At 73.5% G+C, this 14,999-nt stretch carries 15 protein-coding genes and 1 pseudogene; 10 read left to right on the top strand and 6 right to left on the bottom strand.

The genetic code is table 11. From position 1 onward, the window contains the following. The first annotated feature begins 48 nt into the window (after positions 1 to 48). Both ABD644_RS21030 and ABD644_RS21025 read left to right on the top strand, forming a co-directional pair. Positions 49 to 393 (top strand): histone-like nucleoid-structuring protein Lsr2, encoded by a 345-nt coding sequence (locus tag ABD644_RS21030; protein WP_344691019.1) that lies wholly within the window; start codon positions 49 to 51, stop codon positions 391 to 393. A gap of 443 nt (positions 394 to 836) precedes the next feature. Beyond that, positions 837 to 3,383, top strand: a complete 2,547-nt coding sequence (locus tag ABD644_RS21025) for an ATP-dependent Clp protease ATP-binding subunit (protein WP_344691018.1) — start codon at positions 837 to 839, stop codon at positions 3,381 to 3,383. Positions 3,384 to 3,561: 178 nt separating this feature from the next. Here the strand turns inward: ABD644_RS21025 and ABD644_RS21020 are convergent, their stop codons facing one another. After that, the gene (locus tag ABD644_RS21020) at positions 3,562 to 4,476 is read right to left on the bottom strand and encodes an HhH-GPD family protein (RefSeq protein ID WP_344691017.1); all 915 of its coding nucleotides are present in this window, start codon (positions 4,474 to 4,476) and stop codon (positions 3,562 to 3,564) included. Positions 4,477 to 4,553: 77 nt separating this feature from the next. Between ABD644_RS21020 and ABD644_RS21015 the strand changes: the two genes are divergently transcribed. Then, positions 4,554 to 5,237, top strand: a complete 684-nt coding sequence (locus tag ABD644_RS21015) for a MucR family transcriptional regulator (RefSeq protein WP_344691016.1) — start codon at positions 4,554 to 4,556, stop codon at positions 5,235 to 5,237. A gap of 4 nt (positions 5,238 to 5,241) precedes the next feature. Here the strand turns inward: ABD644_RS21015 and ABD644_RS21010 are convergent, their stop codons facing one another. From ABD644_RS21010 to ABD644_RS20995, 4 genes are all read right to left on the bottom strand, one after another. After that, positions 5,242 to 5,685 (bottom strand): hypothetical protein, encoded by a 444-nt coding sequence (locus ABD644_RS21010; RefSeq protein ID WP_344691015.1) that lies wholly within the window; start codon positions 5,683 to 5,685, stop codon positions 5,242 to 5,244. A gap of 83 nt (positions 5,686 to 5,768) precedes the next feature. Beyond that, positions 5,769 to 6,854 carry a DNA integrity scanning diadenylate cyclase DisA gene (disA, locus tag ABD644_RS21005; RefSeq protein WP_344691014.1) on the bottom strand — a complete coding sequence of 362 codons (1,086 nt, stop codon included), beginning with the start codon at positions 6,852 to 6,854 and terminating at the stop codon, positions 5,769 to 5,771. A 129-nt stretch (positions 6,855 to 6,983) separates the two neighbouring features. Further along, positions 6,984 to 8,351 carry a DNA repair protein RadA gene (radA, locus tag ABD644_RS21000; protein ID WP_344691013.1) on the bottom strand — a complete coding sequence of 456 codons (1,368 nt, stop codon included), beginning with the start codon at positions 8,349 to 8,351 and terminating at the stop codon, positions 6,984 to 6,986. Positions 8,352 to 8,444: 93 nt separating this feature from the next. Further along, a complete protein-coding gene (locus tag ABD644_RS20995) occupies positions 8,445 to 9,005 on the bottom strand; it encodes a copper chaperone PCu(A)C (RefSeq protein WP_344691012.1) in 561 nt (186 codons plus the stop codon). Between the two features lie 207 nt (positions 9,006 to 9,212). On the opposite strand from ABD644_RS20995, the gene ABD644_RS20990 reads away from it, so the two are divergent. After that, a complete protein-coding gene (locus ABD644_RS20990) occupies positions 9,213 to 9,803 on the top strand; it encodes an RNA polymerase sigma factor (RefSeq protein ID WP_344691011.1) in 591 nt (196 codons plus the stop codon). Positions 9,804 to 9,813: 10 nt separating this feature from the next. After that, entirely contained in the window at positions 9,814 to 10,680 is an 867-nt protein-coding gene (locus ABD644_RS20985) for a hypothetical protein (protein ID WP_344691010.1), read from the top strand. A 24-nt stretch (positions 10,681 to 10,704) separates the two neighbouring features. Here the strand turns inward: ABD644_RS20985 and ABD644_RS20980 are convergent, their stop codons facing one another. Further along, positions 10,705 to 11,559, bottom strand: a complete 855-nt coding sequence (locus ABD644_RS20980) for a UbiA family prenyltransferase (RefSeq protein WP_344691009.1) — start codon at positions 11,557 to 11,559, stop codon at positions 10,705 to 10,707. A 122-nt stretch (positions 11,560 to 11,681) separates the two neighbouring features. Here ABD644_RS20980 and ABD644_RS20975 point away from each other — a divergent pair, with 122 nt between their 5' ends. The 5 genes and pseudogenes from ABD644_RS20975 to ABD644_RS20955 form a co-directional block, all read left to right on the top strand. After that, positions 11,682 to 12,164, top strand: a complete 483-nt coding sequence (locus tag ABD644_RS20975) for a CarD family transcriptional regulator (RefSeq protein WP_344691008.1) — start codon at positions 11,682 to 11,684, stop codon at positions 12,162 to 12,164. A 35-nt stretch (positions 12,165 to 12,199) separates the two neighbouring features. Then, complete coding sequence (ispD, locus tag ABD644_RS20970) at positions 12,200 to 12,874, top strand: 2-C-methyl-D-erythritol 4-phosphate cytidylyltransferase (RefSeq protein WP_344691007.1); 675 nt, start codon at positions 12,200 to 12,202, stop codon at positions 12,872 to 12,874. After that, the gene (gene ispF, locus ABD644_RS20965; RefSeq protein WP_344691006.1) at positions 12,871 to 13,368 is read left to right on the top strand and encodes a 2-C-methyl-D-erythritol 2,4-cyclodiphosphate synthase; all 498 of its coding nucleotides are present in this window, start codon (positions 12,871 to 12,873) and stop codon (positions 13,366 to 13,368) included. The genes ispD and ispF overlap by 4 nt, the downstream gene beginning before the upstream one ends. Before the next feature lie 42 nt (positions 13,369 to 13,410). Continuing rightward, positions 13,411 to 14,811 carry a cysteine--tRNA ligase gene (gene cysS / locus ABD644_RS20960; protein WP_344691005.1) on the top strand — a complete coding sequence of 467 codons (1,401 nt, stop codon included), beginning with the start codon at positions 13,411 to 13,413 and terminating at the stop codon, positions 14,809 to 14,811. Further along, positions 14,793 to 14,999 (top strand): annotated as a pseudogene (locus tag ABD644_RS20955) (23S rRNA (guanosine(2251)-2'-O)-methyltransferase RlmB); the annotation flags it as partial. The gene cysS and the pseudogene ABD644_RS20955, both read left to right, overlap by 19 nt.

The raw sequence follows: 14,999 nt of genomic DNA, 5'->3' as shown, positions 1-14,999 counted from the left end.
GGCTATTCCGCCCGGCTCCCGGCCGCTGTACAAAGGTGAGGCACATTAATGGCGCGTAAGGTTCAGGTCATCCTCAGCGACGACCTCGACGAGAACCTCTCCGCCGACGAGACCGTCAGTTTCGCACTTGACGGCACGTCCTACGAGATCGATCTGGCTGACAAGAACGCCAAGGAAATGCGCGAGGTCTTCTCGCGCTACGTCTCCGCCGCCCGCAAGGTGGGCCGTGGCACCCGCGCGTCCGGCGGTGGCCGCTCCCGCGCCACCGGTGGTCGCATGGACCGCGAGCAGGCCGGCGCGATCCGCGACTGGGCCCGCAAGAACGGCCACGCCGTCAGCGACCGCGGCCGCATCCCGGCGTCGGTCGTCGAGGCCTACGAGTCCGCCCACTGAAAAACACCCCGTCCTCCTCGCCCTTCGCACGCTCAGGGCGAGCCTCTGGACGGGGCCGCCGCTCCAGCCCGGCACCATTGATGCCCGTGTGACGTCCGCGCGTGTCCACGCGCCGGCCGGCCCGGTTCCCCGTTCGGGGAGCCGGGCCGTCGTCGTCCCGGCGGCGCCTCGCGGTGCCGCGGTGCTCCGACCGCAGGCCATCTGCGGTGAGGGGTCCGTGGTCCCGCGTCCGCTGACGGCGTAACGACGGCGGAATCCGTCACCGGCCCCGGCCGTTGGACCGGACAGCCATCCACCGCCGGCGTCCGCACGACGACGGGACGGCGTGGTCCGCGACTACAGTGGAAAGACCGGTGCCCCAGCGCGCCGACGGATGTCGGGTGCTCCTTCCCCAGCCTCGGGGAGAGCAGTGCCGGACCAGCCGGTCGAAGGAGAATGAGCAGATGTTCGAACGGTTCACCGACCGAGCCCGCCGCGTGGTCGTCCTCGCCCAGGAAGAGGCGCGGATGCTCAACCACAACTACATCGGCACCGAGCACATCCTCCTGGGTCTGATCCACGAGGGTGAGGGTGTCGCCGCGAAGGCGCTCGAGTCCCTCGGCATCTCGCTCGAGGGTGTCCGGCAGCAGGTGGAGGAGATCATCGGCCAGGGCCAGCAGGCCCCGTCCGGGCACATCCCCTTCACCCCGCGGGCGAAGAAGGTGCTCGAGCTGTCCCTGCGCGAGGCGCTGCAGCTCGGCCACAACTACATCGGCACCGAGCACATCCTGCTCGGCCTGATCCGCGAGGGCGAGGGCGTCGCCGCCCAGGTACTCGTGAAGCTCGGCGCCGACCTCAACCGGGTCCGCCAGCAGGTCATCCAGCTGCTCTCGGGCTACCAGGGCAAGGAGCCGGCCGCGGCCGGCGGCCCCGCCGAGGGCACCCCGTCGACCTCCCTGGTCCTCGACCAGTTCGGCCGCAACCTGACCCAGGCCGCGCGCGATTCCAAGCTCGACCCGGTCATCGGGCGGGCCAAGGAGATCGAGCGGGTCATGCAGGTCCTGTCGCGGCGGACCAAGAACAACCCCGTCCTCATCGGTGAGCCCGGCGTCGGCAAGACCGCCGTCGTCGAGGGCCTGGCCCAGGCGATCGTCAAGGGCGAGGTCCCCGAGACGCTGAAGGACAAGCAGCTCTACACCCTCGACCTCGGCGCGCTGGTCGCCGGCTCCCGCTACCGCGGTGACTTCGAGGAGCGGCTGAAGAAGGTCCTCAAGGAGATCCGCACCCGCGGCGACATCATCCTGTTCATCGACGAGATCCACACCCTCGTCGGGGCGGGTGCCGCGGAGGGCGCGATCGACGCCGCCAGCATCCTCAAGCCGATGCTGGCCCGGGGCGAGCTGCAGACCATCGGCGCCACCACGCTCGACGAGTACCGCAAGCACCTGGAGAAGGACGCCGCGCTCGAGCGCCGGTTCCAGCCCATCCAGGTGGGCGAGCCGACGCTGCAGCACACCATCGAGATCCTCAAGGGTCTGCGCGACCGCTACGAGGCGCACCACCGGATCAGCATCACCGACAGCGCGCTCGTGGCTGCCGCGACGCTGGCCGACCGGTACATCTCCGACCGCTTCCTGCCCGACAAGGCGATCGACCTGATCGACGAGGCCGGCGCCCGCATGCGGATCAAGCGGATGACCGCCCCGCCGGACCTGCGCGAGTTCGACGACCGGATCGCGGCCATCCGCCGCGAGAAGGAGTCGGCGATCGACGCGCAGGACTTCGAGAAGGCCGCGTCGCTGCGCGACACCGAGAAGCAGCTCCTGGGCGAGAAGGCCGAGCGCGAGAAGCAGTGGAAGGCCGGCGACATGGACGTCGTCGCCGAGGTCGACGACGAGCAGATCGCCGAGGTGCTGGCCAACTGGACCGGCATCCCCGTCTTCAAGCTGACCGAGGAGGAGACCACCCGTCTCCTGCGCATGGAGGACGAGCTCCACAAGCGCATCATCGGCCAGGAAGAGGCCATCAAGAGCGTCAGCCAGGCCATCCGGCGCACGCGCGCAGGTCTCAAGGACCCGCGCCGTCCCGGCGGCTCGTTCATCTTCGCCGGCCCCTCCGGTGTCGGTAAGACCGAGCTGGCCAAGGCGCTCGCGAGCTTCCTCTTCGGCGAGGACGACGCCCTCATCCAGATCGACATGGGCGAGTTCCACGACCGGTTCACCGTGTCGCGCCTGGTCGGTGCCCCTCCCGGCTACGTCGGCTACGACGAGGGTGGGCAGCTGACCGAGAAGGTGCGCCGCAAGCCGTTCTCGGTGGTGCTCTTCGACGAGATCGAGAAGGCGCACGCGGACGTGTTCAACACGCTCCTGCAGGTGCTGGAGGACGGCCGGCTCACCGACGGTCAGGGCCGGATCGTGGACTTCAAGAACACGATCCTGATCCTCACGACCAACCTCGGGACGCGGGACATCTCGAAGGCGGTCGGCCTCGGCTTCCAGGCCGGGAACGACACCGCGTCGAACTACGAGCGGATGAAGACGAAGGTCCACGACGAGCTCAAGCAGCACTTCCGGCCGGAGTTCCTCAACCGCATCGACGACATCGTCGTGTTCCACCAGCTGACCGAGAACGAGATCATCGAGATCGTCGACCTCATGATCGCCCGCGTCGAGACCCAGCTGTCGAACAAGGACATGGCGCTCGAGATCACGCCCGCGGCCAAGAAGCTGCTGGCGCACCGCGGCTTCGACCCGGTGCTGGGGGCTCGGCCGCTGCGCCGGACCATCCAGCGGGAGATCGAGGACGCGCTGAGCGAGAAGATCCTCTACGGCGAGATCACGGCGGGTCAGATCATCGTGGTCGACGTCGACGAGGCGGAGGGGGCGGCGCAGAAGTTCACCTTCCGCGGCGAGCCCAAGCCGATCGACCTCCCCGACACCCCGCCCGTCGCCCTCTCGGGCGCCGAGGGCGGGTCCGACGAGGAGGGCCCGGCGGCAGCCGACGCCACGTAGTCCGCGCGACCGACAGGGGCCGTTCCCGCCGCGAGGTGGGGGCGGCCCCTGTCGCCGTCCGCACGGGGGGCATCTGCCCAAGGGCCTTGCTGATCCATCGCTGCCGCAGGAGTTGATCATCGGATCAGTGCCCGCCATGGCGGCGCGTCCGACCGTGTCCCGTGCACGCATCCGATGATCAACTCCCCGGGAGCGTGAAGAGGCCGTCGGCGGTCTGCTCGACCAGGCCGTCGGTGAGCAGGGAGTCGAGGCATCGGGACCGCTGGACGGCGTCGTCCCAGACGGCGTCGAGCCCCGCGGCCTCCACCGGATGGTGGGCGGCCCGGAGGACGTCGAGCAGCCGCCCGCGCACCTGCCGGTCGGTGCCGGCGAACTTCTGCACCCGCCTCGGCGGGCCGTCGTCGGGCGGGGAGCCGGCCAGTCGCCAGGCGCAGAGGTCGCGGACCGGGCAGACGCCGCAGCGCGGGGTGCCGGCCACGCACACCAGCGCACCGAGCTCCATCGCCGCCACCGAGAATCGGACGGCCCGGTCGGGATCGGTCGGGGTGAGCGCCAGGACGTCGTCCAGGTCGGCTGCCCGCGCGGTGCCGGCCTCGGCGCGACCGTGCAGCACCCGGGCCACCACTCGCCGGACGTTGGTGTCGACGACGGGGTGGGCCTGGCCGTACCCGAAGCACGCAACGGCCCGCGCGGTGTACGTGCCGACGCCCGGCAGGGCCTCGAGCGCGGCCACCTCGGCGGGGACCACACCGCCGTGCCGCTCGACGACGGCGACGGCTGCCTCGCGCAGCCGCAGCGCCCGTCGCGGGTAGCCGAGCTTCCCCCAGGCGCGGATGACCTCGGCGGGAGTGGCCTCCGCGAGGTCGGCGGGCGTGGGCCAGCGCTCCAGCCACGCCCGCCAGACCGGCTCGACCCGAGCGACCGGGGTCTGCTGCAGCATCACCTCGCTGACCAGGACCGCCCACGCGTCCACCCCGGGCCGGCGCCACGGCAGGTCCCGCGCGGCGGTCGCGTACCAGTCCACGACGACGTCGCCGATCTCCGGCCGCGAGAGACCTGAGGGGCTGGTGCGCGGGACGGGTGAGCTGGCCACGGGAAGCCAGTCTGCCCGGCCACGGGGGCGGCGTGCCGACCGACCGCTGGCGCACGAGGCCTACTAGCGTTCCCGGCGTGTTGCACCCGGTCGGCCCCCTCCCCGCGGCCGTCTACTGGCGGCGACGCCTGGTGTTGCTGGTCGTGCTGCTGGCGCTCCTGGGCGGTGGCGGCTGGCTGGGCTGGACGCTGTGGACCGACGGGGACGGCTCGTCGCCCGGCGGGGTCACCGGCCAGGCTTCCCGCAGCACCGAGATCCCGGCGCTGGACCGCGTCGTCCCCTCGCTGGCCAGCGTGCGCACCCCCACGCCGCCGACGTCGACCGTCGCCGCGGAAGCATCCTCGCCGGCGACGCCCGCCGGCCCCGCCCCCGGTTCGCCGTGCACCGACGAGATGATCGGCCTCGCGGTCCGGGCTCCGGCCTCGGCGGTCGCCGGCAGCAAGCCGACCTTCGAGCTGGTCGTGACGAACACGTCGGCCGTGCCGTGCCTGCGCGCGCTCGACAAGGGCCTGCAGGAACTCGTGCTGCTCGACGGCGCCGGCACCCGCGTCTGGGGCAGCAACGACTGCTTCCCCGAGGCCAGCGACGACACCCGCACGCTGGCGCCCGGAGAAGTGGTGGCCTTCCCCATCGTCTGGGGCGGGCTGACCAGCGAACCGACGTGCACCGCGGCGCGCGTGACCCCGCCGCCGGGGAACTACGTCCTGCGCGGCCGGCTGGACACCAAGGTCTCGCCCGACGCGCCCTTCACCCTCGGCTGACCGGTCACCCGGCCGGCCGGGCGGGAGTCGACGTGCTGGAGCGGGCCGACGTGCCGATCAGGTAGCCGAGCAGCCCGAGCAGGACGACCTGCGCACCGGTGATCACCGCGGCCCACACCGCCATGTGCAGGCCGCTGAGCGCCTCGTACTCGAAGACGCCCGGGCGGGACCCGCCCACCGCGAACAGCACGAACAGCACGAGCACGACGATCTGCAGCACGGCGGTCGAAACCCACAGTCCCCGCCGGGCGACAGTGGCGAGCAGCACCCCGCCGGCGAGGTACGGGACGGCCAGGAGCAGGTACGCCCCGTAGGTGTTCTCGCTCGCCCCTGCCTCGGCGTCGGCCACCAGGAAGAACAGGACGGCGTAGAGCACCCCCACGCCGAGGCAGACCGCCGCCGCAGCCAGACGGGCGGCGCGCCGGGAGCTCACGGGCGACGTGTTCACGCCTGCAGCGTGCTCGGCTCGGGCCGGACCCGGTCAGGGGCGCACGACGGTCGAGGACGGGCCGAACGGCCCGCGCCTGCCGATCAGCTGTAGCGGTCGAGGATCGACGTCTCGGCCAGGCGGGAGAGGCCCTCGCGGATGCCGCGCGCACGCGCCTCGCCGACCCCCTCGACGGCCAGCAGGTCCTCGATCGTGGCGGCGAGCAGCTTCTGCAGCCCGCCGAAGTGGTCGACGAGCCGGTCGATGATGCCCGCGGGCAGCCGCGGGACGCGGTTGAGCAGCCGGTAGCCGCGCGGGCTGACGGGAGAGTCCAGCGCGTCGGGCGAAGTGGGCAGGCCGTAGCAGCGGGCCACCGCCGACAGGTCGAGCAGCTCGGTGGCCGACAATGCCCGCAGGTCCGTGAGGACCTGGTCGATGGTCTTCGGACGACGGCCGCCGCCGGGCAGGTAGTCGCGGACCAGCAGCCCGCGGTCCTCCTCGACACCGGCCAGCATCTCGTCGAGCTGCAGGGCCAGCAGGCGCCCGTCGGTGCCGAGCTCGACGACGAAGCCCTCGATCTCGTCGGCGATCCGGCGGACCATCTCCAGCCGCTGGCTCACGCTCATCGCGTCGCGGACGGTGACGAGGTCCTCGATCTCCAGCGCCGACAGCGTGCTGGCCACCTCGTCGAGCCGCAGCTTGTAGCGCTCGAGCGCGGCCAGCGCCTGGTTGGCCCGCGCGAGGATCGTCGTCGGGTGCTCGAGGGTGTACCGGCGCCCCGCCACGTACACGCTGATGATGTGCATCGACTGGCTGACCGAGATGACCGGGAAGCCGGTCTGCAGGGCCACCCGCTCGGCCGTGCGGTGCCGGGTGCCCGACTCCTCGGTGGGGATGGTGGGGTCGGGCATCAGGTGCACGCCGGCCCGCACGATGCGCGTGCCGTCGTAGGACACGATCACCGCGCCGTCCATCTTGGCCAGTTCCCGCAACCGGGTGGCCGAGAGGGCGACGTCGAGGGCGAAGCCGCCGGTGCACAGCGACTCGACGACCCGGTCGTAGCCGAGGACGATCAGCGCGCCCGTCCGGCCGGCCAGGATCCGCTCCAGACCGTCGCGCAGAGCAGTGCCCGGGGCGATGCGGCCGAGGAGCTCGCGCAGGGCGACCTCGGAATCCACAACGGGTGGCACGAGCGCTCCTGACGGTCGAGAGGGTGCGGCGGCTGAGTCTACGTGGCCGGACCCGTCAGGGGCCGGGCTCGGGTCCTCGCAGGTGCGGCTCGACTCACCGCCACGCCTGCATAACGAGACTCTAGCGATCTAGAACAGGCCGGTGAAGGCGGCGCCCAGGTCGGGTACCTCGATCAGGCGCATCCCCGACGGCCCGGCACCGGCGTCGGGCGGCACCAGGGCCACCTTGTAGCCCTGGCGGGCGGCCTCGGCCAGCCGGCGCCCGGTGCCCCCGACGCGGCGGATCTCACCGGAGAGGCCCACCTCGCCCAGCGCGATCAGCCCGGCCGGGAGCGGGGTGTCCTTGGCCGCGGAGGCGATGGCCAGGGCCAGCGCGAGATCGGCGGCCGGCTCGGCGATCCGGACGCCGCCGACGGAGGCGGCGAAGACGTCGGACTCGGCCAGCTTCACGCGGCCGCGGCGCTCGACGACGGCGTTGACCATGGCGACCCGCTGCGCGTCCAGCCCGCTCACCGCCCGGCGCGGGTTGCCGCCCCCGCCCGTGCTGGCCACGAGGGCCTGAACCTCGGCCAGCAGCGGCCGGCTGCCCTCGAGGGTGACCGTGACGCAGCTGCCCGGCACCGGGGCGGAGCGGCGGGAGACGAACAGCGCCGAGGGGTCGGGGACGCCGACGACGCCGCTGTCACCGATCTCGAAGCACCCGATCTCGTCGGCGGGGCCGAACCGGTTCTTGGTGGCGCGGACCAGGCGGAGCGTCGAGTGCCGTTCGCCGTCGAAGGAGACGACGACGTCGACCAGGTGCTCCAGCGTGCGCGGTCCGGCGATCGCGCCGTCCTTGGTGACGTGGCCGACCAGGATCGTGGTCATCCCGCGGCTCTTGGCGACGGCGGTCAGCGCCCCCGCGACGGCACGGACCTGGCTCGCCCCGCCGTCGGTTCCGTCGACCGCGGGGGACCGGACGGTCTGGACGCTGTCGAGGACCAGCAGCGAGGGGTTGACCGCCTCGACGTGCGCGAGGACGGCGGACAGCTCGGTCTCCGCGGCGAGGAACAGCTGCTCGTGCAGGGCGCCGATGCGCTCGGCGCGCAGCCGCACCTGACCGGCCGACTCCTCGCCGGACACCACCAGCGCGGGGCCGTTCGTGGCGGCGACCCGGTGCGCCACCTCGAGCAGCAGCGTCGACTTGCCCACGCCGGGCTCACCGGCGACGAGCAGGACGGCGCCCGGAACGAGCCCGCCGCCCAGGACGCGGTCGAACTCCGGGATGCCGGTGGGGACGGCGCGAGCGCCGGCGAGTTCCACCTGGGCGATCGGCCGGGCCGGTGCGCTGACCGGGCCGGCCGCGACGGCGCGCAGGCCGGTCGCGGGGGCGCCGGCCTCCTGCAGGCTGCCCCATGCCTGGCACTCGGGGCACCGTCCGACCCACTTGGCCGAGGCGTAGCCGCACTCGGTGCAGCGGTGCGCGGGGCGGGCGGACTTCACTCCTGGGGCGGCCACACGGTCGACGCTAACCGGCGGCACCGACACTTCGCCGCAGGCGCGGTCCCTCTGCAGGGCCCGCGGCGAGCGTGCGAGCCGTGGGGCCTTCTGCTACTCCTCGCCGCCCTCCGAGTGGTGGAAGTCGAAGCCCTCGCCGCGGGGGATGTCCCGCTCGGGCGTCGCGGGCGTCACGGGGATCGTGACCTCGCCGGCGTTCTCGAACGTGAGCGTGATCTCGAGGGTCTGCCCGGTGGTCAGCGACTCGTCGAGGTCGGTGAGCGTCACGGTCACGTCCTCGCCGTCGACGTGGACGAGCGCGCCGGCGGGGATGTCGAGCTCGGTGGCGCCGCGGCTGCCGCTCTCGGCGGTGCTGTCGTCGACCTCGTAGTCGCCGAACCCGTCGCCGCTGATGTCGACGAGCGTGTCGTCCTCGGTGCCCTGGTTCGAGATCGACATCAGCAGATCTGCGTCGTCGCCCGCGTCGTAGCTGCCGCCGCGCGGGTAGGCCAGGTCGACCGCGCGCAGGGCGATGTCGCCGACCTCGGCCATGGCGCCGACCTTGTCCCGCTCCTGACCGGCGGTCTGGTTCACCTGACCCGCGCTGCACGCGGACAGCGCGACGGGGGACAGGAGCAGAACGCCCATGGTGGCGGCGCGCAGCGCGCGGTTCACAGCCGTCGACCTCCATACAGCTTCGGGGCCGCCCCACCGCGTGATCGGTGGCGCGGGATCGGGGCGAGCGTATCGGTCCCCCCGGCAGGTTCGCCCGGAGGGAAGCGCGAACGCCCGCGCGTCCCCCGTCCGGGCGGCACCGGTGCAGCTCTCGCCGCCGCCCGCCGATGAAGGAAGGACGGGGACAGGTCGAGCGACGGAGGTGCCATGCGGACGGGTCTGCCGTTCGACGACGTCCTCACCGCAGCCCAGGCGGGTGCGGCGTGGGCCTTCGAGGTCCTCTACCGGGATCTCGCCCCTGCGGTCACGGGCTACCTGCGGCTGCACGGCGCGGCCGAGCCCGACGACCTCGCCAGCGAGACCTTCCTCGGGGTGTTCACCGGCCTGGCCGGGTTCAGCGGCGACGAAGGCGCCCTGCGCGCCTGGGTCTTCACCATCGCCCACCGCCGTCTCGTCGACGACTGGCGGCGCCGCAGCCGTCGTCCGCAGGTGGCCGGTGAGGTCGACGACCTCACCGGTCTGGTCGGGGGGGACGTCGAGGACGACGTGCTCGTGCGGTTCGGTGCGGCCGACGTCCACCGGATGTGCGCCGGGCTCCCCGACGACCAGCGGGCGGTGCTGCTCCTCCGGATCCTGGCCGACCTCACCGTCGACCAGGTCGCGCAGGTCATGGGCCGGTCGACGGCGTCGGTCAAGGCGCTCCAGCGGCGCGGGCTGCGCACCCTGCGGGACCGGCTCGAGAACTCCCCCGAAAAGGTGGGCGCCCCCGCGCACCCCTTTCCGGCCCTCCGGCGATGACAGGGATGAGATGACCACAGCAGCCGACGACTCCGCCGTCGAGGACGCCTTCGAGGCGCTCCTCGCCGGTCGGCCCGTCCCGGAGCGGGCGGCCGGTCTGGCCGCCTTCACCGAGGCGGTCCGGGGGACGGCGACCGCGCCGGGACGGCCCAGCGCCGCCCTCGCCGAGCTGCTGGCCACGGGTCTTCTCGACCAGTCGAGTCCGTCCACCCGGACGGCCAGATCGGCCGGGGCCTCGCCGTCGCGCAGGTCCCGGGTCCGGAAGCGGAGCCGTTACGCCATGTTCTTCCCCGCCCTGCTCGCCAAGATCCTCTCCGCCGGAGCCGTGGCCCAGGCCGCGACCGGCGCCGGCATCGTCCTGGTGGCCGTCACCGGCGCCGGTGTCGCCGGCGTCCTGCCCGGACCGGTGCAGGACACCTTCACCTCGATCGTCTCCGACGAGACGACCGTCGAGGAGCCGCCCGCGGACGAGACGCCCGTCGAGGAGGCGCCGGTCGAGGAGGCGCCGGTCGAGGAGGCGCCGGTCGCCGAGACCCCGGCCGACGACGCCACCGAGCTCACGCAGGACGAGTGGCTGGAGGGCCCGGCCGAGGGGCAGTCCTTCGGTGAGTGGGTCAGCTACGGCGCCAACCACGGCTGGGCGACCGGCCAGGCGGTCAGCTCCGCCGCGCACGAGCGCAACGACGACCGCAAGGGTCGTGGCGACGACGACGGCACAGAGGCCGAGGACGCCGCCGACGCTCCCGAGGCCGAGGAGACCGCCGACGCTCCCGAGGTCGAGGACGACGAGGACGCCAGCGAGGTCGAGGAGTCGTCGGAGGACGACCGCGACCGCGGCAACGGCAACGGCCGCGGGAACGGCAACGGGCGCGACTGACGCGGAGGAGCGGCGGGGCCGCGGTCAGGTGACCGTGGCCCCGCCGATCAGCAGCAGCAGCACGTCGAGCACCGTCAGCAGCATGACCGCCGGGAAGGCCGCCCGGCGGAACCGCGCCGCACCGGCCAGCGCCGCGAGGACCACGGCGGGCACCGCCAGGGCGAGTGCGCCCCAGCCCGTGGCCGTCGGCGGACCGTCCGGACCGAGGACCAGCGCCAGGGTCGCCCCGCCGAGCAGGAGCGCGGCGGTCAGTGCGGAGACGCGTGGCCCCAGCCGGTGGGGGAGGCCGCGGACGCCCGTCGCCAGGTCGTCCTCCAGGTCGGGGGCGACGTTGGCCAGGTGCGCGGCCCCGCCGAGCGCCGCCCCCGCGGCGACGAGCCACCACGGCGCCGACGGCGTCCCGGGTGCCGCGGCGACGACCCCGGCCGGCAGCGCGCCGAAGCCGACCACGTACCCCACCCACGACGCCCACGTGCGTTTGAGTCCGGCGTTGTAGGCCCACCCACTGCCCACGAGGGTGAGCAGCAGCAAGCCGGGCACGACGCCGAGCAGGAGCGAGAGGACGACGGCGACCCCGGCGGCCGCGAGGGCCGCCGAGCGGAGCAGTCCGGGGGTCACCCCGCCCTGCACGACCGGCTTGTCCGTCCGCCCGACGGCACGGTCGCGGTCGGCGTCCAGCCAGTCGTTGCTCCACCCGATGGACGCCTGACCTGCGAGGACGGCGATGCCGAGCAGCGCCACGCGCCCTGGGGGGAGGTCGGCGGCGACCGCCAGCAGGGTCGACACGAGCGTGACCGCGACCGTCGGACCGGCGTGCGTGGCGAGGACGAGGGCGCGCAAGAGGGCCGGCCCACCGGGCCGCGCAGGCACATCGACCATGCCTCTGTCAACCCCTCCGACGTCGTGTATCAAGGCGCTGACCTGCATATTTACTGCTCGATCCCGATCCGTTCGTCAGTCTGCCGTGGTAACCTGGGGACAGCGAAAGGGGTCACATCCACATGGGCTTCACTGTCGGCGAGACTGTCGTCTACCCGCACCACGGTGCCGCACTGATCGAGGCGATCGAGCAGCGGACCATCAAGGGCGTCGAGAGGGCCTACCTCGTACTGAAGGTCGCCCAGGGCGACCTGACCGTCCGGGTTCCGGCCGATAACGCAGAGATCGTCGGCGTCCGTGACGTCGTCGGTCAGGAGGGGCTCAACCGAGTGTTCGAGGTGCTCCGCGCCCCGCACACCGAGGAGCCGACGAACTGGTCGCGTCGCTACAAGGCGAACCTCGAGAAGCTCGCCTCGGGTGACGTGAACAAGGTGGCCGAGGTCGTCCGCGACCTGTGGCGCCGCGACAAGGACCGCGGTCTGTCGGCGGGGGAGAAGCGCATGCTCTCCAAGGCCCGTCAGATCCTGGTCAGCGAGCTCGCGCTCGCCGAGGGCACCAACGAGGACAAGGCCGAGATCCTGCTCGACGAGGTGCTCGCCAGCTGAGCCCCGCGCTCTCCCGCTCCACCCAGACCACTCCCGTGCACGCTGTCGGCATCGTCGCAGCGGCCGGGAGTGGTCTGCGTCTGGGGGCGGACCTCCCGAAGGCGCTGGTCCCGCTCGCCGGCCGGCCGCTGGTCGCCTGGGCGGTGGACACGCTGCGCGCGGGCGGTGCTGCCGAGGTCGTCGTGGCCGTCCCGCCGGAGCGGCGCACGGAGTTCGCCGCGGCTCTGCCCGGTGTCCGGCTGGTCGACGGCGGCGCGACCCGGACCGCGTCGGTGAGGGCGGCGCTGGCCGCCGTGACCGGCCCCGGTTGCCCCCCGGTCGACGCCGTCCTCGTGCACGACGCCGCCCGCCCGCTGACGCCCCCCGACGTCGTCGCCCGGGTGCTCCGGGCCCTCGCCGCGGGTGCCCGCGCCGTCGTGCCCGTGCTCCCCGTCGTCGACACCACCGTGGTCGTCGACGGCCAGGGCATCGTCACCGACGCCGTCCCGCGTGCGACGCTGCGTCGGGTGCAGACCCCGCAGGGCTTCGACCGCCGCACCCTCGAGGATGCCTACGACGCACTTCCCGATGGCGTCGAGCTCACCGATGACGCCGCCGTGGTCCGCGCGGCGGGGGTGCCGGTGCAGACCGTCAAGGGCGACGAGCGGGCCGCGAAGATCACCGTGGCGCACGATCTCGCGCTGGCCGAACTGCAGGCGGTGAGGGCATGACAGAGGTCCCACGGGTGGGCATCGGCACCGACGTGCACCCGATCGAGGCCGGTCGACCGTGCGCGATCGCCGGGCTGGACTGGCCCGGTGCCGACGGCTGTGCCGGGCACTCGGACGGCGACGTCGTCGCGCACGCGCTCGTCGACGCGGTGCTGTCGGCGGCCGGGCTCGGCGACATCGGCGGACTGCTGGGCACCGACGACCCGCGCTGGGCCGGCGCCCGCGGGGTGGCGGTGCTCGAGCACGTCCAGGAGGTGCTCCGAACGTCCGGCTGGCGGGTCGGCAACGCGTCGGTGCAACTGATCGCGACCAGCCCGAAGCTGGGGCCGCGGCGGGCCGAGGCCGAGGCCGTCCTGTCCGCTGCGCTCGGTGCGCCGGTGAGCGTCAGCGCCACCACCACCGACGGGCTGGGGCTGACCGGCCGCGACGAGGGGCGGGCCGCGATCGCGACCGCGCTGGTCCTCCGGGAGAGGCGCCTGCGCCGGCGTTCCTAGACTCCGCGCAGTGCCGAACCCGCGCTCCGTAGACTTCGCGCGGTGAGCCTCCGCCTGTACGACACGGCCGCCCGTGCGGTCCGCGACTTCACGCCCCTGCGTGCCGGTCAGGCGTCCGTCTACGTGTGCGGGCTCACCGTCCAGGGTCCGCCGCACATCGGGCACGTCCGGGCCGCGCTGAACTTCGACGTGCTCCGCCGGTGGCTGACCGTCGGCGGCCTCGAGGTCACCTACATCCGCAACGTCACCGACATCGAGGACAAGATCCTGGCCAAGGGCGCCGAGCACGGCGTCCCGTGGTGGGCCTGGGCCTACGAGTACGAGCGCGCCTGCACGCGGGCCTACGACGTCCTCGGCGTCCTCCCGCCGACGTACGAGCCCCGCGCGACCGGGCACGTGCCGGACATGGTGGCGCTCATGGAGCGGCTGATCGAGCGCGGGCACGCGTACGCCGTCGACGGTGACGTGTACTTCGACGTCCGCTCGTTCCCCGAGTACGGGGCGCTCACCGGCCAGAAGGTCGAGGACCTGCAGCCGGCCGCCGACACCGAGACCGACGCGCGCAAGCGCGACCCCCGTGACTTCGCCCTCTGGAAGGCGCACAAGGACGGCGAGCCCGAGACGGCGTCCTGGCCCACCCCGTGGGGCCGCGGCCGGCCGGGCTGGCACCTTGAGTGCTCGGCGATGGCCGGGCGGTACCTGGGCGCGGAGTTCGACATCCACGGCGGCGGGCTGGACCTGCGCTTCCCGCACCACGAGAACGAGCAGGCCCAGTCGCGCGCTGCCGGTGACGGGTTCGCGCAGTACTGGCTGCACAACGGCTGGGTGACCCTCGGCGGCGAGAAGATGAGCAAGTCGCTGGGCAACACGGCACTCGTCGACGAGGTCGTGAAGCGGGTCCGCCCGGTGGAGCTGCGCTACTACCTGGTCGCACCGCACTACCGCTCGACCATCGAGTTCACCGACGACGCGCTGGCCGAGGCGGGTGTCGCCTACCAGCGCCTGGAGTCCTTCGTGCGGCGAGCGGCCGAGCGGGTGGGTGCCGACGCCGGTACGCGCGTGCTGTGCGCCGACTTCGCCACCGCGATGGACGACGACCTGAGCACCCCGGCAGCCGTGGCGGCGATCCACGAGGCCGTGCGACACGGCAACACGGCCCTCGCCGCCGGCGACGAGGCCGCGGCCGCCGGCGCGCTCGGCTCGGTGCGGGCCATGCTCGGCGTGCTGGGCCTGGACCCGCTGGACCCGCAGTGGGCGGCCGGCTCCGACGACCGGCTGGCGCAGGCCACCGACGGCCTGGTCGCGCTGGCCCTCGAGCAGCGCCAGGCCGCCCGCGCCCGCAAGGACTTCGCGGCGGCCGACGCCATCCGGGACCAGCTCACCGCCCTCGGCGTCTCCGTCGAGGACACCCCCCAGGGACCCCGATGGGAGCTGACCCGCTGATGGCCGGCAACAGCCAGCGCCGCGGCCGCACGACCGGTGCGGGCAAGAAGGGCGCGACCGCCGGTACCGGCGGCAAGAACCGCCGGTCGCTGGCCGGCCGCGGAGCGACGCCGCCGGCGGAGGCGCGCCCCGGCCACCCGGCGCAGCGGCGGGCCGCCGCCGACGCCCGGGCCCGCGCCGACCGCGCC

The organism is Blastococcus jejuensis (genome assembly GCF_039534705.1).
Taxonomy (GTDB): Bacteria; Actinomycetota; Actinomycetes; order Mycobacteriales; family Geodermatophilaceae; genus Blastococcus_B; species Blastococcus_B jejuensis.
This window is presented reverse-complemented; position numbering and strand designations above follow the sequence as displayed.

Coding starts and splice junctions, on each gene's coding strand:
- ABD644_RS21030 (WP_344691019.1), top strand. CDS start 49: ATGGCGCGTAAGGTTCAGGTCATCCTCAGCGACGACCTCGACGAGAAC.
- ABD644_RS21025 (WP_344691018.1), top strand. CDS start 837: ATGTTCGAACGGTTCACCGACCGAGCCCGCCGCGTGGTCGTCCTCGCC.
- ABD644_RS20990 (WP_344691011.1), top strand. CDS start 9,213: ATGCGGACGGGTCTGCCGTTCGACGACGTCCTCACCGCAGCCCAGGCG.
- ABD644_RS20985 (WP_344691010.1), top strand. CDS start 9,814: ATGACCACAGCAGCCGACGACTCCGCCGTCGAGGACGCCTTCGAGGCG.
- ABD644_RS20980 (WP_344691009.1), bottom strand. CDS start 11,559: ATGGTCGATGTGCCTGCGCGGCCCGGTGGGCCGGCCCTCTTGCGCGCC.
- ABD644_RS20975 (WP_344691008.1), top strand. CDS start 11,682: ATGGGCTTCACTGTCGGCGAGACTGTCGTCTACCCGCACCACGGTGCC.
- ispF (WP_344691006.1), top strand. CDS start 12,871: ATGACAGAGGTCCCACGGGTGGGCATCGGCACCGACGTGCACCCGATC.